16 protein-coding genes and 1 tRNA gene are annotated in these 21,071 nt (G+C 39.7%); 11 read left to right on the forward strand and 6 right to left on the reverse strand.

Going from position 1 to position 21,071, the window contains the following annotated elements; translation table 11 throughout:
• Together H3R28_RS06100 and hemE are read right to left on the reverse strand one after the other, a co-directional pair.
• Entirely contained in the window at nt 1-735 is a 735-nt protein-coding gene (locus tag H3R28_RS06100) for an HAD family phosphatase (RefSeq protein ID WP_198210201.1), read from the reverse strand.
• 14 nt (nt 736-749) lie between these two features.
• On the reverse strand, nt 750-1,814 hold the full coding sequence (gene hemE / locus H3R28_RS06105; RefSeq protein WP_198210203.1) for a uroporphyrinogen decarboxylase: 1,065 nt from the start codon (nt 1,812-1,814) through the stop codon (nt 750-752).
• Between the two features lie 468 nt (nt 1,815-2,282).
• Between hemE and H3R28_RS06110 the strand changes: the two genes are divergently transcribed.
• Both H3R28_RS06110 and H3R28_RS06115 read left to right on the forward strand, forming a co-directional pair.
• Nucleotides 2,283-2,723 carry a carboxymuconolactone decarboxylase family protein gene (locus H3R28_RS06110; RefSeq protein WP_198210205.1) on the forward strand — a complete coding sequence of 147 codons (441 nt, stop codon included), beginning with the start codon at nt 2,283-2,285 and terminating at the stop codon, nt 2,721-2,723.
• Nucleotides 2,724-2,939: 216 nt separating this feature from the next.
• A tRNA-Ala gene (locus H3R28_RS06115) sits at nt 2,940-3,015 on the forward strand.
• Nucleotides 3,016-3,260: 245 nt separating this feature from the next.
• On the opposite strand, the gene H3R28_RS06120 is transcribed toward H3R28_RS06115, so the two are convergent.
• On the reverse strand, nt 3,261-8,240 hold the full coding sequence (locus tag H3R28_RS06120) for a type ISP restriction/modification enzyme (protein WP_198210207.1): 4,980 nt from the start codon (nt 8,238-8,240) through the stop codon (nt 3,261-3,263).
• A 280-nt stretch (nt 8,241-8,520) separates the two neighbouring features.
• Between H3R28_RS06120 and dalD the strand changes: the two genes are divergently transcribed.
• From dalD to H3R28_RS06160, 8 genes are all read left to right on the forward strand, one after another.
• Nucleotides 8,521-9,897 carry a D-arabinitol 4-dehydrogenase gene (dalD, locus tag H3R28_RS06125; protein ID WP_232351247.1) on the forward strand — a complete coding sequence of 459 codons (1,377 nt, stop codon included), beginning with the start codon at nt 8,521-8,523 and terminating at the stop codon, nt 9,895-9,897.
• Between the two features lie 99 nt (nt 9,898-9,996).
• Nucleotides 9,997-10,899 (forward strand): glycosyltransferase family 2 protein, encoded by a 903-nt coding sequence (locus H3R28_RS06130; RefSeq protein WP_110439213.1) that lies wholly within the window; start codon nt 9,997-9,999, stop codon nt 10,897-10,899.
• A 142-nt stretch (nt 10,900-11,041) separates the two neighbouring features.
• On the forward strand, nt 11,042-11,935 hold the full coding sequence (locus tag H3R28_RS06135) for a BadF/BadG/BcrA/BcrD ATPase family protein (RefSeq protein WP_122124207.1): 894 nt from the start codon (nt 11,042-11,044) through the stop codon (nt 11,933-11,935).
• A complete protein-coding gene (gene nagB, locus H3R28_RS06140; RefSeq protein ID WP_198197850.1) occupies nt 11,935-12,723 on the forward strand; it encodes a glucosamine-6-phosphate deaminase in 789 nt (262 codons plus the stop codon). The genes H3R28_RS06135 and nagB overlap by 1 nt, the downstream gene beginning before the upstream one ends.
• A 36-nt stretch (nt 12,724-12,759) precedes the next feature.
• Nucleotides 12,760-14,061: a sugar MFS transporter gene (locus tag H3R28_RS06145; RefSeq protein WP_198210209.1), complete on the forward strand. Its 1,302-nt coding sequence runs from the start codon at nt 12,760-12,762 to the stop codon at nt 14,059-14,061.
• 2 nt (nt 14,062-14,063) lie between these two features.
• Nucleotides 14,064-15,179: an N-acetylglucosamine-6-phosphate deacetylase gene (nagA, locus tag H3R28_RS06150; RefSeq protein WP_155579851.1), complete on the forward strand. Its 1,116-nt coding sequence runs from the start codon at nt 14,064-14,066 to the stop codon at nt 15,177-15,179.
• 159 nt (nt 15,180-15,338) lie between these two features.
• Nucleotides 15,339-15,608 carry a DUF333 domain-containing protein gene (locus H3R28_RS06155; protein ID WP_198210211.1) on the forward strand — a complete coding sequence of 90 codons (270 nt, stop codon included), beginning with the start codon at nt 15,339-15,341 and terminating at the stop codon, nt 15,606-15,608.
• Between the two features lie 74 nt (nt 15,609-15,682).
• On the forward strand, nt 15,683-16,375 hold the full coding sequence (locus tag H3R28_RS06160) for a pirin family protein (RefSeq protein ID WP_198210213.1): 693 nt from the start codon (nt 15,683-15,685) through the stop codon (nt 16,373-16,375).
• A gap of 49 nt (nt 16,376-16,424) precedes the next feature.
• Here the strand turns inward: H3R28_RS06160 and H3R28_RS06165 are convergent, their stop codons facing one another.
• Entirely contained in the window at nt 16,425-18,356 is a 1,932-nt protein-coding gene (locus H3R28_RS06165; protein ID WP_198210215.1) for a S9 family peptidase, read from the reverse strand.
• A 168-nt stretch (nt 18,357-18,524) separates the two neighbouring features.
• Between H3R28_RS06165 and H3R28_RS06170 the strand changes: the two genes are divergently transcribed.
• Entirely contained in the window at nt 18,525-19,103 is a 579-nt protein-coding gene (locus H3R28_RS06170; protein ID WP_198210217.1) for a DedA family protein, read from the forward strand.
• On the opposite strand, the gene H3R28_RS06175 is transcribed toward H3R28_RS06170, so the two are convergent.
• A complete protein-coding gene (locus tag H3R28_RS06175; protein ID WP_198210219.1) occupies nt 19,098-19,850 on the reverse strand; it encodes a tRNA (guanosine(46)-N(7))-methyltransferase TrmB in 753 nt (250 codons plus the stop codon). The two genes, H3R28_RS06170 and H3R28_RS06175, sit on opposite strands and share 6 nt — an antisense overlap.
• Before the next feature lie 11 nt (nt 19,851-19,861).
• Entirely contained in the window at nt 19,862-21,049 is a 1,188-nt protein-coding gene (gene metK / locus H3R28_RS06180) for a methionine adenosyltransferase (protein WP_198197840.1), read from the reverse strand.
• Nucleotides 21,050-21,071 lie beyond the last annotated feature (22 nt).

Here is a 21,071-nt window from a genome sequence, read left to right on the forward strand (position 1 = left end):
CTAATGTTCCCTGTTATGCTGAGATTGAACAATTTCCTTTATGATATCGGTAGCTTTCTGAAGAGAATCAACACGGATGACCCCTTTATAATTTGGTGCTGCTTTATTTAAATCCCTCAATAACATACAGGCCATCCCCGCATCATAGGCAGCTTTTAAACCTGTATCAGAATCCTCGATAACCAGACATTCATCAGGGTTAACCCCCTCTTTTTCAGCAGCATACAAATAAAGGTCAGGAAAAGGCTTTGAATTTCTAACCTCATAAGCAGAATGAATACGATCCTTGGGAAACCACTTCATCAATCCGGTTTTCTCAAATTTTGTTTTCATTTCCTCCTGTGAGGAATTCGAGCCGACACGATAAGGTATTTTCAAATCATGTAGGGTTTGCAGAATTGATTCAACGCCAGGAATTTTTTCCACATTGCCGAACATGCCCTCGACAACCTTTTTATGTGCTTCCTCAGCCCAGTTATCCGGTAAATTCCTTTTTGCATGCTTGGCTATCTTTTTTCCGATATCCACCATTTGCACCCCGGTAAATTCTTCACGGGCCTGTTTATCGGTTATGTTCCATCCATATTGACGAGCTTCATTTCCCATAATTTCTGCGACAATATGCTCACTTTCAACCAGAACACCATCGCAATCAAAAATAACCAGTTTTAAAGATCCATTAGTATGAACTGCCTGCGGTGCCTGTTGAATGACCTGTTTTATTCTATCGTCCATTCCCAATCTCCCAATTATTTCAAATTATGTACAGTGTTAACCAATTCTTCGACATGTTCAATAGGGGTTGCAGGTAATATTCCATGACCTAGATTAAAAATATGCGGCCTGTTTTTCAATTCATGACATAAGCGATGAATTTCCTTCTGAAGCATGTTCCCGCCATATAACAGACACAAGGGATCAAGATTACCCTGGAATCCAATTGTGGGGGATACCTGACGGTTTAAGAAGGATATATCGTTATATTGATCAACTCCAACCGTATTTAAACCGGTCCGTTCAATATAGGTTAGCAGTTGTGTCCCAGCCAACCGCGGGAAACCGATAATCGGGACCAGAGGATAGACCTGTCTGATTCTGTCAATGATTTGTCGGGTGGGATCAATGACATAACGCTGAAACAGGGTTGAAGGGAGCAGACCTGCCCAACTGTCAAAAAGCATAATGGTTTCGGCACCGGCCCTTACTTGATGACAAAGATAGGTTGCTGTTGTTTCTGCAAGAAGATCAATGATCTTATCAAACAAGTCGGGATTTTGATAAATCATTTTAAACACAGTTGAAAAATCTTTCGAGGATTTACCTTCAACCATGTAACAGGCAACTGTAAAAGGCGATCCTGTAAATCCCATCAGGGTTACCGATCCAGGTGAGGCTTTTCCAATCGATTCACCATTATTAAGCAATTTATTCAGATTTTGCAGGGTGATCAGGACCGGTTCAATTTTTTTATCAATCTGTTCCGGATGAAGTTTTTTAAGATCCTCCTCCGAATGAATAGGGTGTAAAATGGGGCCTTTTCCTTCAACAAACTGTAATTTTTGTCCCATCGCCCATGGCAGGATTAAAATATCTGAAAAAAGGATGGCGGTGTCAAAAGCAAAACGTCTTATGGGTTGCAATGTTATTTCAACGGCAAGATCAGGTGTCAGACAACGTGTAAGAAAATCTGCCTGTTCCCTTAATTTTCGAAATTCAGGTAAAAATCTTCCTGCCTGTCGCATCATCCATAAAGGGGGTGGCCATATTTTTTCCCCTTTCAGAACTTTCATCAATTTTTTTTCAGATTTTAACATTCATATTCTTTCTTTTTCGTCTTGATAAAACAGTATCAAATTTTTTTTTCTTTTTCATGTCCTTTAAAATAAAAAGAAAATTTAAATTTTTTGATGTTTGTTTATAAATCCTGTTAGTACTGTGGTACCCGTTATTTAAAAAATGTACCCCATTTTTCCAACAGAGTGTACAGTTTTTAATAGGTTGAATTCATTAAATAAATTTAGGTTATCCAGATATTGTTAAACCAAACCTGTGTACAACTCACTGAAAAATAAAAAAGGGTACAATCCCCGGTACTCAGTACCTGACTGTTTTTCTTGAAATTTAATCCCCATGTACCTCATTGTACCCCAATCATAAAATCAGATGAAAAATTGTCGGAATCGATTTGGAAAAACCGAGAATAAAATTTATTGTAAATACACCTTATAATAGGTATTTTTTATTATGGGAAACCAAAATTTATTTTAGAAAGGGAATTTGAGATGGTAGAAAAACGACTGAATTATTTTAAGGCCGCTCCTGAAATGATGAAGGCCATGTGGAATTTGGAAGAGGTTTCAAAAAAGTCAATCCTTCCCGTTTCATTGAGGGAATTGGTAAAGATAAGGGCTTCCCAGATTAATGGCTGCGCTTTCTGTATTGATATGCATACCAGGGATGCCCTGGCTGCGGGCGAGGATTTGAAACGGATCTTGACCCTCAGTGCCTGGCGGGAGACATCCTATTTCAATGAGCGGGAACAGGCAGCCTTATTATGGACGGAAACACTGACGCTTGTATCGGAAAAACATGCCCCTGATGAAATTTACAGTCAGGTCAGAAAACATTTTGATGATCAGGAAATTGTCGAGTTGACGGTTACCATTAATGTTATCAATGCCTGGAACCGTTTTGCGATCGCTTTTGCGACTAAACCTGAATAATTGATGAAATCCGGGATGTTTGTTGTTGGTTCAATCAATAATTGCTGTTCGGATGATAGATATTTTCGGATTTTGTTTTGAATATCTTTCCTGAAGTGGGGATTGATCAAAGAAAGCCGGAATATTGTCTGAATTTTTCATCATTTGATAAAAATTAAAAGTTACCATTTTTAACTTGCCATCTACAGGTTTAACCGTTATATATTTTTTTCAAAAGGGGCCATAGCTCAGTTGGGAGAGCGTCTGAATGGCATTCAGAAGGTCAGGGGTTCGATTCCCCTTGGCTCCACCATTTAAACGGGTTGGATATTGCCAATTCCTGACAGATACCTTGTTTTTCCTAAAAAAATCCATATTTACCTATCATATTCTTGCCAGTTCATGACAGACTATGTGATAAAAAGTGGGTACAATATTTTGAATTATTAAATTCGCTTTCTTAAGAAACAAGTTTCAACGATAACATTCTATCCGCATTACAATTGGTTTCGGAATGATATATGAGGATAGTTCCTTGAATATCATTTCTGTTGACTGTTACAGTTTCAGTTTAGGCAAGGCATTGACAATTTTGCTTGTTGCCAGACTGACAGTGATGACACGAAGAAAGAGTTCAAGCGGATATTTCGGATTATGCATGGTTTCAATGGCCCAGTCGTTGGCATCATTGGTAATGCCTGTTTTTTTGTCTGTCGTAACGGATTGGCGTTCCATAACCCATTCCAGGGCCGATTTTCCATTTACGATATAGTCATAGGCCTCTTCAGGTATGTTTCTGATGGTGAAACAGTCATTGTAAATGACTTCCGTTTTTTGGTTCTTTTGGGGAAATCTCATTTTGGTAACGTGAAATTCATGGTCTTTCCCCCCGACAATTCCTGATGGGGTAAGGGTTAACCCATCAATTTCAACCCCGGTGTAACAGTCAGCAGTTTCATAATTCAGGTGCAGGTCGGCAAGCATGCGTCCCGCCTGTGTGAAGGCGGTAAAATCATCAAACGACTTGACACGGGGAATACGGGGAAGATCCTTGGTCAGATTGTCCTCATAACGGTTGCGGTAATCTTCACTGTGAAGCAGGCCGTAAATGTAATAGAAAATATCCTCCCTGGTAATGGCCTGATCGGGATAGGCGGCCTGAAAATGTTTTAGGGCATCATTGGTGATGGCGTCCCGTCTTTTGGGTGTTTCCTTTTCCAACAAATCATTTTCACGGGGGGAAATGTCATAGAGATATAGGGGAAAACACTGGCCGTTGGCTTGTAATTGTACATCTGGAATAACATTACATATTATACAGCTGAATTTTTTTGTAACTCCCAAACCTGTAATACTGATAACTCGATTATCAGTCTGTGCAGTTGGAAAAATTCGCGGCATTTGATAAGTCATGTTATTTAAATCTTTGTTAAAATACAAGTAAGATTTCGTGAAAGGACGATATAGGGATTTATACAGGGAGGAAGAATCAAATTTATATTTTTTTCCTTTTTCTAAATCTTTTTTATTTTGACGATCCCATGAAAACCTGGTTGAATCAAAAATGACGAAATCTTCAGCCTTTATAATTTTGGTGGATTGGGGTTGGGCAAGATAACGATCAACCTCGTCATTGTAGAACTGAATGGTTTTGTGAATATTGGCAATCAATTTTTCAAGAGAGGCATTATAAACAAAGCCATATCGATTAGTAGCAACACCAAGAGAATAATTTTCAAAGATACTTATTGTTTGCCTATTATCTTTATCTCCTATGGAAATATAGGCATTGAAATCGGGATTACGCTGATTGATCCAGTCATTGAACCGGTCAGGAACAATATTGATCCAGCCATTGTGTAGGGTAATCCCATTGATATTGCCGAATTTCCGTATTGTTTCCAGTTTTTGCCGACGGGTGAGGTAATCGCCAATATCATGGAAATATATTTGTCCCCTCTGGTTTTGATCGGGGTTTTTAACCAGAATTGAAATGGCAATGGGGGCACGACTTCCTGCATCAAAAATTTTACCACCTTCCATACGGGATCGTTCACCAGAAGTTCTTTGATTGCCACGTAAATGAAAAATATAAAGGCTGGTGAATTCTTCAGCCAGACATTTTCTCAAGCCATCACAAGTGTTGCTGTCGATAAAGCTGGCATTGCTGACAAAACCGAGAACACCGCATTCCCTGATTCTATCCGATGCCCAGCGGATGGCCCTGACGTAACTATCCATAAGATTTTTTGTCAATGTTGCCGTTGAATATTTGGCATAGGTTTCACGAATTCTTTCATCCAGGACTGGATAGGAAAGATTGGCATTATTGTCATTGATGGATTTCTGCCCAGCGGAATAGGGCGGATTGCTCATGATAACCTGAATGTCAAGGGCCTGCTGACGGGAAAGCCGTTCATTGTTTTCCTTTAGCAGGATATCCTTACCGATATCCTTTTGCCTGCCTTTCGCCATTTCGAACGTGTCGGTCAGACAGATTCCGGCAAAGGATGTATATCCCCCTTCCTCCTTTTCTGTTTTGCCAGTATCGTTTTGTTGCGTCATTATACTGTGATAGGTTGATTCAATATTGATCGTGGCAATATAATAGGCCAGCAGGACAATCTCATTGGCATGGATTTCATTTTCATATTTGTGGGGTAGTTTGTCCTTTGTGATAATGCCGCTTTGCAGCATTCTTGTGATGAAGGTTCCGGTACCTGTGAATGGGTCAAGAATATGGACATTGGGTTCGGCGAGACTGCTGCCAAATTCGGTTTTCAGTACATGCTCGATGCTGTGGATGATGAAATCCACCACCTCAACCGGTGTGTAGACAATTCCCAATCTTTCGGTCATGCGTGGAAAGGCATTGCGAAAGAATTTGTCATATAGCTCGATGATGATGCGCTGTCTGCCCTGTGCGCTGTCAATGCCCGTGGCACGCATTTTTACGGATTCGTAAAAGGCCTGCAGGGTTGCACGTTCCTTGTTCAGTTTTTCCCTGTCCAGCTGTTCAAGGATTTTCTGCATTCCCTTTGAAATGGGATTGTGCTCGGTAAACCGGTAATGTCCGAACAGGGCGTCAAAGACAGGTTTTGTGACCATATGCTGGGCCAGCATTTCAATGATTTCATGATCATCGAGATTTGGGTTGATATCGTCCCGCAACTCGTTGGCAAATTCGTTGAAAAGATGAATGGCCTGATGATTTTTCGGGTTGTCCAGAATGTGCTGGATGCGATCGATATGGGTTTGGGCAATTTTGGCGACATCATTTGCCCAGTCCTCCCAGTGATGCCGGTTTCCACATTTTTTAACGATTTTGGCATAGAGAGCCCGTTCAATTTCCCCAACCTCGAAGACCAGGTCTCCCTGCCGGTTCGATGCGGGTTGGGAAGCCTGGCCAATAATATGGCTTTTTCTCGCCCTTGCCGCTATTTCCTGAGATCTGGTTTGCTTTTGTCTTTTGGGGCCGATCTTGTCGGCAACAGCGATCACCTCTATTCTTGAGGGGGCCTTTCCATTGAATTCCAGCTTGTTGATGGTTGCGTCAAAACGGTCATCATGGGAACGGAGGGCATTTAGAACCTGCCATACAACACGATAGGTCTGATTGTCATCCAGTGCCTTTTCAGGCTCAATGCCTGCCGGTATGACAATGGGCAGTATGACATATCCCAACTTTTTTCCGGGTGCCTTGCGCATAACCCGGCCAACGGATTGAACCACGTCCACCTGGGATGAACGGGCTGTCAGGAAAAGAACGGCATCCAGTGCCGGAACATCTACCCCTTCGGACAGGCACCGGACATTTGACAGTATGCGACAGGTATTTTCTGGTATTTCGGATTTCAGCCATTCCAGTTTCGTTTCCTTTTCCCCCGCGTTCATTCCCCCATCAATATGTTCTGCCTCACAAGTCATGCTCAAGGCCCTGTCCGGAAATGCGTCAGGATTTTCTTTTGAACGTTCTTCGGTTTCGTGATGTTGATATTGTTCAACAACCTTGCCAAACATCTCGGCAATTAGTTTGGAACTGACTTTGTGTGTCCTGCCTTTATATGTTGCCTCAATGACCTGGCAAAAGGCAACGGCGCGTTGCATGGGATCTGCCGAATTATCGGGATTTTCATACAGACCCTGTTTAGACAGGGCTTTCCAGCAACCAACGATTTTTGCCGCATCATCAACCTTCAAGGCATTATCCTGATCCTTCAGCAATTCTTGCAGGCGTCTGTTGATGTGGCTTTCCTCCACGGCCAGAACGATGACTTTGTAATCAACCAGCAAGTTCCGTGATACGGCCTGGGAAAATGTGATGACATATAAATCCTCACCATAGATAGCCGGATCATCCATTGAATAGACGACAATAGATTCATCCCTGGCCTTTTTCTTGCTGGCTTCGGCATAAATCCGGGGGGTTGCGGTCATGTATAAACGTTTTTTTCCAAGAATATATTCATTGTCATGAATTCTGACAAATGCGGATTCATCATCTCCCTCATAGGTTGCACCCGTCGTACGGTGCGCTTCATCACAGATGACCAGATCGAATGCCGGAATGGCGTTTTCACCCTGTTGCGCCTGGTTAAGAACCTCGATGGAATGATAGGTTGAAAAAATGACCGTCATGGCTTCGGGATTATTATCAAGGGCCACGTGAAACGCTTTTTTCAGACTTTCGGCATGGGTTGTTGCCGGATATTGCAAATCACTGATTCCCGCAATGACACGGTCATCCTCCCTGGCATGTTTCTTGCCTACATCACTGTCTGAACAGACCGCGAAACTGTTTATTTCAATGGCACTCTCTTGCGTCCATTCTGTAAGGCTCTGACTGAGCAGGGAAAGGCTTGGAACCAGAAATAATACGGTTTTCCCCTTTCCTGCCATGGTTTCGGCAATTTTTAGCGAGGTAAATGTTTTTCCTGTACCACATGCCATGATCAGTTTGCCGCGATCCGCGGTTTTCAGGCCGTGTTGCACGGCTTCCAGGGCGGACGCCTGATGATCAAGCAGCTTTTTCTTGGGTTTTAAAACCGGTTTTTCTTCATGCAAGTATTTTGACCAGTCAATAACACTCTGTTCCAAGTGATGCAGATCGATCTTGCTGACCGGGGGATTCTGGTTTTCCAGGGCATTTTCAGCATTTTCTGTCCATTTGTCAGTCGTGGATATGATATAGCGATAGGTAAAATATTTCTTGCCCGAAGCGGTAAAGAAGCTGTCTATGTCATTTTTGCTGATTGTCCTGTCCGGATCATAGTTTTTGCATTGAAAGGCATGAAGTTCATTATTCAAAGTGACCCCGACCAAATCAATACCCGTGTCCTTTTTATCCGTGATGTTCAGGACCTTTCCATAACAGGATACCCAGTCAGAATAGGGTAAAATATCCTTGTATTTATTTTTATAAGCTGGTTCAGTTTTGAAATACTTGATCATCAGGTTTTCAAAACTGGTTCCCTTATCCCGTTCCGTTTGCGTTGTATGACGGAATTGTTCCAGTAAATTCTGTAATGCCGAGGTCATTTTAAATGATGAATACTAAAAAGAAATTAACAAATAATTCAAATTATTAAATATGCTTACCTTTTTGAAATAACATTGTTGGTAAATATCGTTCCATTCCATCAAATTATTTTGATAAATCAATTAATTTATTAATAATCGGTCAATTGATTATGATTCGCATTGTCTAAAATATTTATTAATTATTTCAATTGGTTATATAATATGTTTTAATACAGAACATAATCTCATTCACAATGATCCTGCAATATTAGGTACAATCATCTCAAGGGGTTCAGTCATGACAAATATATGGATGCATATTGGTATTGGTTCTTTTCAGCGTGCCCATCAGGCATGGTATCTTCATCGTTTGTTACAGGAAAATACCAGGGAAAAATGGATTGTGGCGGCTGGGGGGATACGCAAGGATACGGCTCCGTTGTTGGACGCCCTGTCAAAACAGGATGGTCAGTATATATTGGAAACCGTCACCCCAAAAGGTGAACGGGATTATGAAAAAATCACATCTATTCAAAAAATCCTGCCCTATGATGATAAAATGCAAGGCCTTGTTGAACAGGGGATCAGGCCTGAAACAAAAATTATTGCTTTTACCGTTACAGAAGGTGGATATTATCTGGATACCAATCATCAGCTTGATAAGAGCAGCAGGGATATCCAGTCTGAACTCAAGGGTGAAATCTGCACGATTTATGGTGCCTTAAAGGCAATTCTAAAGGAAAGAATTAAAAAGGGTGGCCAACCTGTCACCCTGTTAAGTTGTGATAATTTACGTCACAATGGGGAACGTTTCAGAAACGGGTTTATCGAATTCCTGAAACTGTCTCGGGAAGACCAGTTGCTGGAATGGGTAAGGAAAAACACTTCCTCTCCAAATACTATGGTGGATCGTATCACCCCCCGTCCCTCAGCCGATTTACCGGAACGGGTATATGGGGCCACGCATTTCAGGGATGCCGCCCCCGTTATGGCGGAATCATTCATTCAATGGGTTATCGAGGATCATTTTATCGATGGTCGCCCCGAACTTGAGAAAGTCGGGGTTGAAATGGTAAAATCGGTTGATCCATGGGAAGAGGCAAAAATTCGTATCCTGAATTCAAGTCACAGTTGTGTCGCTTGGGCGGGAACCTTGGCAGGGCTCTCCTTTATTCATGAGGATGTGGCCAATGCTGAGATCAGGAAAATGGCATGGAATTATGTTACAGAGGACGTTATCCCTTGTCTGACACCAAGTCCCCTTGATTTGGCCAGATACAGGGATGTTGTATTGGATCGTTTTAGTAATCCGTATATAAAAGATACGAATCAACGCGTGGCTGCAGACAGTTTTTCCAAAATCCCGGGGTTTATTACACCCACCTTAACCGAATGTTACGATCGGGGTAAAACACCTGATGCAACTGCCGTTTTACCGGCATTATTTTTTGTTTTCCTGGAAAATTATGTAAAGGATCTAATTCCCTATCAATATCAGGATGGTATTATGGATCAGCAAGCTGTTCACGAAATGTTCAAGGCAGGGGACCCCGTTGCGGAATATGCGGGAGACAAAATGCTGTTCGGGAAATTGGCAGGCAAACCAGAATTTGTAAAATTATTACACAACAAAATTAATTATTTGAGAGGTTGGCAGAAAAAAGTTAATAATTAGTTATGAAACCCTTAACCAGCATTAAAGCCTGTTGAGTGTCAATTACACCAGAATTGAGGGTTATTTTAATGAATTTAATTTTGTGAAGTTGATAATTTTATGAAAATTGGTATTGCAATAACTACATTTAACCGGATTGAATATTTAATAGAACAAATACGCCTGATCCAAAAGTTTTCCTTGAATGAATATGAACTGATTGTATGTGACGATGGTTCAACAGATGAAACGGTTGATGTTTTAAACAGGGAAAAAATAAATTACATTACGGGAAAGAACAAGGGTATCGCCTGGAATAAAAACAGGGGGATTTACTACTTGGCCAACTATACGCAAGCCGATATGTTTATTTTACTGGATGATGATATTTTCCCAACGATGTATGGATGGGATGTGGAATGGGCAAAGGCAGCCCAAATTCATGGACATGTCACCTTTGTCGTTCCAGAATGGAAGGACAAATTGCTTTATGGTGATTGTAATGCGCAGAATCCGGGCATATCCCCACTAATTGCGGGTTCATGTATCACGGTCAGCAGGGAGGCTTTTCCCCTGGTTGGTTATATGGATAACCGTTTTGGGCGTTATGGACATGAACATACGGATTATTCAACAAGATATGTTAAATCTGGATTTGGGGGAATTGTCAGGGAAGATAATTCCATCGTTTATGCGGTTATGGATAGTGGATTAAAATTGATGCCCATTCCCTCAACAGGTTCCCCAGAAGAAGCAAGAAATAATGAAAAAACGCTAAATGACCTAAAAGAGGAGCCGCTTTTCCGGTACCCCTGGTTTTCACGAAATCAAAAACAGGAATTCCTGAATGATTTAAAAGATAAAAGTCAAATAGTTCATTTAAAAGAATGGGACATTATTCGTGAATTTGATCAGGATTTTTATCTGGAAACCTATCCTGATGTAAAAGCGGCAGGTATTAACCCTGTTCAGCATTATATTCTTTATGGATGTAAAGAAAATCGGAAAATTAAACCAGAATAATGAAACGTATTTATTATCTTCTATTGGAATTTTAAAAGTTAATAATTAATTAATAAATGAGGGGCTTATAAAGTAAATAAATTTTTTTTATTTGTTAAATTTTTTATTTGCTTAATCGACGAATAATCTAGATTGGGTGACTATGAAAAAAAAACAAGATTTATTAATCAGTATTGATGGTGGAGCCACTAAATCCATCATACAAATTTTTACAGCTGATGGAAAATTTTTATTAGAAAATAAAGGGGGGCCAGCGAATATTGCGAGTAACACGCAAGAAAGCTGGTTTTCTATTAAAGAAACTCTGGATAACAGTTTAAAACAATTGGATATTACACCAGAGGATGTTAATTTATATGGAGGTGCTGGTCTGGCCGGTGCAGAGGTTCCTGTTGCCCGTGAAAATTTTAGGAAATTATGCACAGGTTTTGAAAAATTTATTTTTGAAACAGATGCTCATACATCATGTCTAGGTGCGCATAAAGGTAAAAATGGCGCGGTTATTGCCATTGGAACAGGGACAGTGGCCTATGCCATTTTCAATGATAAACATAAAAAATTAAGCGGCTGGGGTTTTCCGCAGGATGATCAGGGAGGTGGAGCCTGGCTGGGATTGCAATTGATATCTGACATGTTGCAACGTATAGAGGGACGTAAGCCGGAAACCGATTTAAGCAGAAAATTATATAACCATTTAAAGCGGCAGGGAGAGGATCCAATGTTGTGGGCAGTAAGAGCGCAACCACAAAAATTTGGTTCTTTGGTTCCATGGCTGATTGAGCAAGCGGAAACTGGATGTTCTGACGCAAGTTTATTCTTGGATAAAGCAGCGGAAATTATATCTGATTTGGCTTTGGCATTACTAAAAGACGAATATGCGGATCTTCCTTTGTGTTTATTAGGAGGACTGGCAAATATTTTCTTATCTCGATTATCTCCAAAAGTGCGTGAACATATTATTCCTGCTCAAGGTCAATCTTTAGATGGTGCCTATTACCTGGCGCTTCAAGCATATAAAAATAAGGAAGTACATTAATGGAAGTCATTATTCGCCCAGATGCAGAGAAAACAGCACAGTTGGCGGCAACTTTTATTGCCCAGAAAATCAAAGAAAAACAAAAGATTGTTTTAGGACTGGCAACGGGTCGAACCATGGAACGGATTTATGCAATTTTGGTCCAGATGCATAAAAATGAAGGGCTGGACTTTTCCGGATGTCATTCTTTCAATCTAGATGAATATATTGGTTTGTCCGCAGAAGACCCCAATTCTTATCGTAGCTATATGGATTATCATTTATTCAGGCATGTGAATATTGATTTGAAAAATACACATGTTCCAAATGGTATGGCACAGGATGTGCATTCCGAAGGTAAACGCTATGAAGAAGAAATTCGTAAAGTGGGCGGAATAGATCTTCAATTGTTAGGTATTGGTGAAACCGGTCATATTGGTTTTAATGAACCCTTGTCCGCGTTAATGTCACGAACCAGGGATAAAAGCTTAACCCCTCATACACGTCAACAAAATGCAGAAATGTTTGGAGGAGATCCGGAAAAGGTTCCCAGTCGTGCAATGACCATGGGTGTTGGTACGATTTTGGAAGCGCGGTCAATCCTATTGGTTGCCTTAGGAGAAAGCAAAGCATCAATTTTGGCAAAGGCAGTTGAGGGACCTATCACTTCGATGATTAGTGCGTCTGCACTACAACTTCATTCTGCATGTAAGATTCTGGTTGATGAAGCGGCAGCCTCTCAATTGTCAGGTCGCCAATATTATGATTGGGTTTTCCAAAACGAACCTGAATATGCCCAATATCGTTAAAAATAACAATTCAAGGTGTGGATAAAAGGAAAATATATGTCTGATCAGATATCGCCTAATGTTCCTCAGAATACGACAAAACCTCTTATTATTGTAGGTGTTCTTTTTTTTGTTATTGGATTTTTTACTTGGATTAATAGCCCTCTAATCCCTTTTGTAAAAGTTGCTTTTTCGCTTGATGATTTCAATGCTTTTTTTGTTTTATCTGCTTTTTACATATCCTTTTTTGTTTTTTCACTTCCCGCCTCATGGGTGTTAAAAAAGACAGGCATGAAAAATGGCTTGTGTATTGCATTGATTGTCATGGCAATAGGTGCATTAATTTTTGGCCAGTTTATAAAATCTCATTGGTATACTGGGGTTTTAATAGGTTTATTTATTATTGGGGTTGGATTGTCGTGTCTACAAACCGCTGTAAATCCTTATGTTAGTATTTTGGGGCCTATTGAAAAAGGTGCCCAAAGGCAGGCAATAATGGGTATTTGCAATAAGGGTGCTGGTATTCTTGCCCCTGTAATCTTTGGAATGTTTGTTACAAATATCAGTGGCATCCAGGAACGTATTGATGCCGCCAAATCCATTAGTGAGAAAACGCAAATTATATCTGTTTTTGCTGATAAAGTTTATTATCCATATATGGGAATGGCATTGATTTTGCTTTTGGTTGCTTTTGGAATTTATCGTTCGACTTTACCAGAAATCAACAATGAAGATGATGGACAGCAAAAAGGAAATAGTGGTGGAATTCCTACCTCTCCTCGTTTATGGTTTGGTGTTTTGTGTATATTTACCTATGTAGGTATGGAAGTTTTGGCTGGAAGTGCCATCGGTACTTATGGATCAGATTTTCATATTTCTCTCGATATTACCAAGTTTTTTTCTTCTTTTACCCTTTCTGCAATGTTGGCCGGTTATTTTGCAGGAATTATTATTACCCCTAAAATTCTTTCTCAAGAAAGTTATCTGGTTGTATCCAATGTTTTAGGCATTATTTTTGCTATTGGTGCATGGTTGACCACCGGATATATTTCAATTACTTTTACCGCTCTATTGGGATTTGCCAATTCAATGATGTGGCCCGCTATTTTTCCAATTGCCATACGTGGTTTGGGTGAACGAACAGCTAGTGGTGCAGCTTTAATGGTAATGGGGATTTGTGGAGGTGCTGTTATTCCGCAAATTTACAGTTATTATACGAAATTTATTGATTTCCAAACGGTTTTTGCAAGTATAGCCATTATTTGTTACACGATTATGGGTTTATATGGCATTTATGGTTATTTTGACCTGAAAAGAAGCAAAGCATCTCGACCTGTCATTATTAATGAGGGTGCATAGGGATGACCAATTTACAAGGACGTATTGTATTACGTGATCGGGTTGTTACAGGTAATATATCTTTTGGTGAGATAATTTCTGATATAGAGGCTGGAAATTTATCCAATAAAGATCCACAATATTATATTCTGCCGGGTTTTATTGATGGTCATGTTCATGGTGGAGATGGCGCGGATACAATGGATGGTGCGGAGGCAATTGAAAGGCTTTCAAGATTTCATATGCATCATGGCACGACAACCATTCTACCAACAACCATAACACGGCCATGGAAAGAAATTCTTGATTCACTTCGGGCAGTTAAAGAGGTGCGACAAAAGGGATTAGCGGATCTTCCCGATATTCGAGGTGCCCATTTGGAAGGTCCTTTTATCAGTAGTAAAAAACTGGGTGCCCAGCCTCCATTTAATATCATGCCAAAGGCAGAAGTGCTTCAGGAAATGATAGAACTGGATATTGTCAGAGTCATTACCATTGCCCCTGAAGTTGAATATATTGAACAGGCTGTTCCTTTATTAACCAAGGCTGGAATTCGTGTCAGTTTGGGACATACGGCATGCAGCTATAGCCAAGCCCAACATGCTTTGCAAATAACTCATACGCATCATGGTGTTGTGGGGGGAACCCATTTATTTAATGCAATGGGTGGGATTGAAGGACGCGCTCCAGGTCTTGCCGGGGCCATATTAGATGATGATAAGGCATACGCTGAGATGATTTTTGATACCCATCATGTTCATCCTGTCAATTTTCGATTGGCACATCGTCAAAAACCCGATCATTTGCTGTTTGTGACAGATGCGATGCGTGGAGCTGGAATGCTTGAGGGTGAAAGTGAATTGGGTGGACAGAAAGTGATCATTAAAAATGGTTGTGTGATGGGAATGAATGGACATCTTGCAGGAAGCGTTCTAACGCTTGATCAAGCCTTTCGTAACGCTTTGGTTCATGGGGCAACACTACCGGAAGCGACACGCTTGGTAAGTACAAATGCAGCCCAATATCAGGGATTGACTGATCGTGGTGAGATCACACCTGGAAAAAGGGCAGATTTTGTTGTGATGAATGCCAATATGCAGGTTGAACAGGTTTGGATTGCAGGCAAAAGAAGAGTTTAGCTACAAATTGGGTTTAAATTCTGATATGGAGCCTAACCTTGTTTGAGGTTAGGTTTTTTTATTTGATATTTGATGAGAGAATGGAGGTAAATAATTTGTTCTGAAATTATCTGAAACATAGTATTATAAAACAGTAAATACATTCAAAAGGGGTAAAACTTGAATAAATATTTTGTTAATATTGGAATATTATTATCGGTTTTTATCCTGTCCAATTGCCAGGCGGCCAATAAAAGTAATCATAAAATCTCATTTCCCGCCCAAAAAATAGGGATGCCCAATCCCGCCTCTGTTTATTGTCTAAAGTTGAAGGGAAAGCTGATCAAAAGACAAAATAATCTTGGAGAATATAATGATTGTCTTTTACCTGGTGGACAGGTTATTGAGGAATGGACATTATTTCGCAGAGACCATTCCGTTAAGAATTAGGAAACCAATGGTATTTATGAAACATTCTTGATTAATATCGATTCCATTATCTTGAATATTTGAAAGTCTATAGAATGATTTATGTACGTGAGGCAAATGCAAGAGGGCATGCCAACCATGGCTGGCTTGAAACCTATCACAGTTTTTCGTTTGCAAATTACTATGATCCGGATTTTATGGGGTTTTCAGATTTAAGGGTAATTAATGAAGATCGGGTACAGGTGGGTAAAGGGTTTGGTCAGCACCCACACAAGAATATGGAAATTCTTTCCTATGTATTGGAAGGAACCATTGAACATCAAGATAGTATGGGTTTTAGGGAACGGGTAAAAGCCGGCGAGTTTCAGATCATGAGTGCCGGTACCGGAATTCATCATTCAGAATATAATCCCTCTGATCAGGAAACGTTACATTTTTATCAGATATGGATTAAACCAAATGAAATAAATATTAAGCCACGGTATGAAACAAGATATTTTCCTGAGGTTGAGGGTATGCAACTCATTTTATCATCAGACGCACGTGAAAATTCCCTAAAGATTTACCAAGACATGAATCTTTGGCGTTGGCGATTTAAGGCACAAGAAGATCATGAATATACAATTTTAAAAAGATACGGAAATGTATGGATTCAAGTTGTTACTGGTGAATTGAGAGTAAATGGACAATTGATTCAAACAAGTGATGGCGTTGCTGTGTTTGATGAGGAAAATATTCAGATCACAACAGTTAAAGCTGCTGAAATATTGCTTTTTGAATTATTGTAAATGTTTGTAACCCATTAAAACAAATCCAAAAAAGGATTTGCTTTTTTATCTAAGTGTGTAATGTTACCTTTTCAGAAATACTATCCGGTTTAAACCCAAGAATTTTACCAAAAAAAGCCAGCTCCAGCTCAAGAACTTTTTTTACGGTTGCCTCTTGTTTAAATCCATGTCCTTCTTCTTTAAATGTATAATATGCATGGGGAATATGGTTGTTTTTTAAAACTTTAATAATATTTTCTGCCTGTGATGGAGGGACCACCATATCTTTAAGGCCTTGAAAAAGAATAAGGGGACATGCAATTTGATGAATATGGGTCAAAGGGGAGCGTTCATGATAAAGCTCTTTTTCTTCTGGATAAGATCCGATAAGACCATTTAAATAGTTGGATTCAAATTTATGTGTTTCCTCAGCCAGGGCTGTTAAATCCCCCACACCATATAAACATGATCCTGCAGCAAAAATCTTGGATTTGACTAGGGCTGATAATACGGTAAAGCCTCCTGCGCTACTGCCTTTTATGACGATTTTTTTTGGGTCAACCTTTTGTTGCTTGATTAGATAGTTACAGGCATCAATACAATCCTGGACATCCAGGATTCCCCATTTTTTTTGTAATGCATTCCGGTAGGTTTTTCCAAAACCCGTAGATCCTCGATAATTAACATCAACAACCGCGAAACCTCGACTGGTCCAGAATTGTATCTTTGGATTGTAACTGTTAACAGTTTGACCTGTTGGTCCACCATGAGCAATGACCATCAAGGGAGGTAATTCATTTTTATTTGGTTGAAAATACCGATTGGTTGGTGGATAGAAAAAACCATAAGCATGTTGATGGTCCTGTGTTGGGAAACATATAGTATGTCCAATGGAAATGTCTTCCTTATGTATATGAACTAGACTTGATATTTGAATAACCTGTCTATTGTGATGATTATCCTGGTAAATGATTTCCGTTGGTCGGGAAGTTGAGCAATTTATCCAGGCAAATTCATTATTTTTTATGGGAACAGGACAATATTCAGGTTGATCTAGGGAGATTTTTTTGATTTTATTATGACTTATGACAAATGTTTCAGGAAATCCCTGATGAATAGCCTGGACAACAAAATTATTATTTGAAGCCGGATACCAGTTTTTTTGGCCAAAAATCCAATGTGGTTTACCAATTTCGGCATTCATCTGGGTAATGGCTCTTAAGTTATCAGCTTCGTCAGTGTGTAAATTTACATGGTAAAGATTCCACCAATTTTCACGGTCACTGCAAACATAGAGCTGATTATTTTCTGTCCAGGCTGGTTCAATCAGAGATTCAATTTGTTTATTACCGGCCAAGATTCTTTTATTTTTAATCGCTTTATCATTAATATCAAAATCGGCACAGCATAAATACGTTGATTCCCATGGCATGAAAGGATGATACCATTCAATCCAGGCGAGCTTCGCTTGATTCTTTGATAATGTTGGTGTGCTATAAAAATCAGCTTTTTCATCCAGTGTTATCATTATATTTGGATTATCCAATGAAAATAGAACAAGACTGTTTTTAACATTATTTGTTGAATGATCTTCACAAACACAGAAAACATGTTTATCAATCAAGTTAAAGCTGGCAAAACGCAAGGCTTTGTCCTGATACAGACAAGTAGCCTGCCGATCTTGTGAAACAGTCCAAATCCCACCTGTATAAAGATCGCTAAAAACAATACTGTTTTTATGAACGCTATAGGATCCTCCACCATATTCATGTACCTTATTTCCAACAGAAAATGATGGTGTGGTTATATCCTTTATACCCTTGTTTTTATTCCATTGGACAAGAACGGTTCTATTTTGTTCCTGTGGACGTCTTTCAAGCCAATATATATTTTCCTCATCTATTTGTAATTCGGAAAAAATAACGTTCTTCCCTGCAACAGTTTCCGTTGTGAAAGGGGAGGGCCAACTTCCACAAGGGCCATTTTTTTTGAATATATTCATAACAAACTCGATAAAAATTAAATCTTTCTTAATTGGTTAGAATCGGTCATAAAGATAGTAAGATTTTTAGAAATGAAACAATATGGATTTTAAACACTGTTAGATTATATTTTACAATTTGTTCATCATTATGAATCCCATGCCTATTATATTGTTGGTCTTATCATTATGTTGGAAAGTATGGGATTAATCCTACCAGCTGAAAGCTTGCTGATTACCATATCCATTTACTGTGCCTCTCATTACAGTAGCCTCAATATTAATTATATTGCCTTATCTGCGATTGTCGGTGCGATTATGGGGGATAATTTTGGATATCTTATTGGTCGTATTGTTGGATATCCAGTATTGAAAAAATATGGTCCTAAATTCAAATTGACCCCAGATCGTCTATTATTAGGACAATATTTGTTTAAGCATCATGGGGGTAAAGCTGTTTTTTTTGGACGTTTTGTTGCCATTTTAAGGTTTTTTACGGCTTTATTGGCGGGTGCAACACATATGCATTGGAAGGATTTTTTAGTCTATAACGCTTTGGGGGGTATGTGTTGGGCAGGTGCCTTTACATATACCGCATATTTCCTAGGTCAGGAATTTCTTAGACTAAAAGGGACTATAGGCCTTGTTATAGGGATTATCTTTGTTGTAGTTGCTGTTCTGGTGTTTATATTTTTACGTAATAACGAGCATAGGCTTGTCAAATGTGCAGAACAGGAACTAAAAGTTGATAATAATAAAAAATCATGATTTTTCAAATATCCAGAAAATTGGTGATCTTCCAGCCTTGTAGGCTTTTTGTTCGTAACGGGTTGATGGCCAGTTTTCAGGACGTTTGTTCGTTTGCATGATTTTCTTGAAATAGGGTTGATTCTCCATGGTTTCTTCAACCCATGCCTGATAGGTTGGATCATCACTTGCAATATACCATTGTCCTTTGGGAGTTAGAATACGATGAAGCAAAGGCAGACGTTCTGGATGGACAAACCGTCTTTTTGCATGTTTCGTTTTTGGCCAAGGGTCAGGAAAAAGCAGAAAAACCTTTTCAATTGAATTTTCCGGTAATGCACGGATCAAGATACGTGCATCTTCATTCCATATCCGAAGCATATTTGGAACAGTTGCTTCTGTTTCCTTAACATCTTTTCGAACAAGATTGGATAATAGGGAACAAATTCCGTTTTCGAATACCTCACATGCAATATAACCAATATCAGAATGTATTTGGTGCTGGGCAAGGCTGTGCTCACCTCCCCCAAATCCAATTTCCAGCCATAATGCCCTGGGTTGACTTTCAAAAGCCTCAAAGGGGTGTTTGATATTTCTGGTTGGGAATTTGATTCGGGGAAGATAGTCTGAAAGAAGCCGTTTTTGTCTGTCGCGTAAAGGATGACCACGACGACGTCCGTACAAACGGTCTTTGGGTAGGGATGAATCTGTTTTGGAAAAAGGCTCTTGAGCACTTTCTCCACAAGAACCTTTTTGAATTATGGTCATATACTTAAGTTTTAACGATTAAAAGCATTTCGCAAAGCATCAACAAGATCAGTTTTTTCCCATGTAAAATCATCTTTTACCGGGTCTGGATGGCGTCCAAAATGACCGTAGGCTGAAGTTTGTTTGTATATAGGACGATTTAATCGTAAATGTTTACGGATGCCTCTTGGAGAAAGATCCATTAATTCACGTAAAACTTTTTCAAGTTTTGCTTCATCAATGTCTTTGCCTGTTCCATGTAAATCAACATAAACAGAGAGAGGATGGGAAACTCCAATCGCATATGAAATTTGCAGGGTACAAAGATCAGCAAGACCGGAAGCTACAATATTTTTGGCAAGATAACGACAGGCATATGCTGCTGAGCGATCAACTTTGGTTGGATCCTTACCCGAGAAAGCTCCACCACCATGAGGGGCAGCCCCACCATAAGTATCGACGATGATTTTACGACCTGTCAGGCCACAATCGCCATCAGGACCTCCAATAACAAAAATTCCTGTAGGATTGACATAAAATTCTTTTTCTGGACACATCCAGCCTTCTGGCAATGTATTCGTAATCAGTTCTTTTAAAACGTCACGAATTTTTTCCTGTGGCATGGATTCCTCATGTTGGGTTGATAAAACAACAGATGTTGCGCCAACAGGTTTACCGTGAACATAACGCAAGGTTACCTGACTTTTTGCGTCCGGAAGAAATCCTTTACCCTTAGGGTCACTTGATTTACGTAGGTCATTGAGATTTTTTAGGATCTTATGAGCATAATAAATTGGGGCAGGCATTAAGGTTTCGGTTTCAGACGTTGCAAAACCGAACATGATTCCCTGATCGCCAGCGCCTTCATCTTTACTTTCATTACTATCAACCCCGACTGCGATATGGGGAGACTGTGCATGTAACAGGTTTAAAATATTTGCGGTTTTCCAAGAAAAACCGTCCTGGTCGTATCCAATTTCACGTATGGTTTCACGGGCTTTTTCATTGAGCATTTCTTTGGTAATGCTTTTTGGGCCACGCAGTTCTCCAGCCAAAATTACCTGATTGGTTGTAACAAGAGTCTCACAAGCTACGCGCGCTTCTGGATCTGCGGCAAGGTAGGTATCCAAAATGGTGTCGCTGATACGATCGGCAACTTTATCTGGATGACCCTCTGATACCGATTCAGAAGCGAACAGAAAATCGCTATTGTTTCGCATAATTTTTCTGCTATCTCACTAA

Origin of the sequence: Commensalibacter sp. M0268, assembly GCF_016101925.1 — a bacterium.
Lineage (GTDB): Bacteria > Pseudomonadota > Alphaproteobacteria > Acetobacterales > Acetobacteraceae > Commensalibacter > Commensalibacter melissae.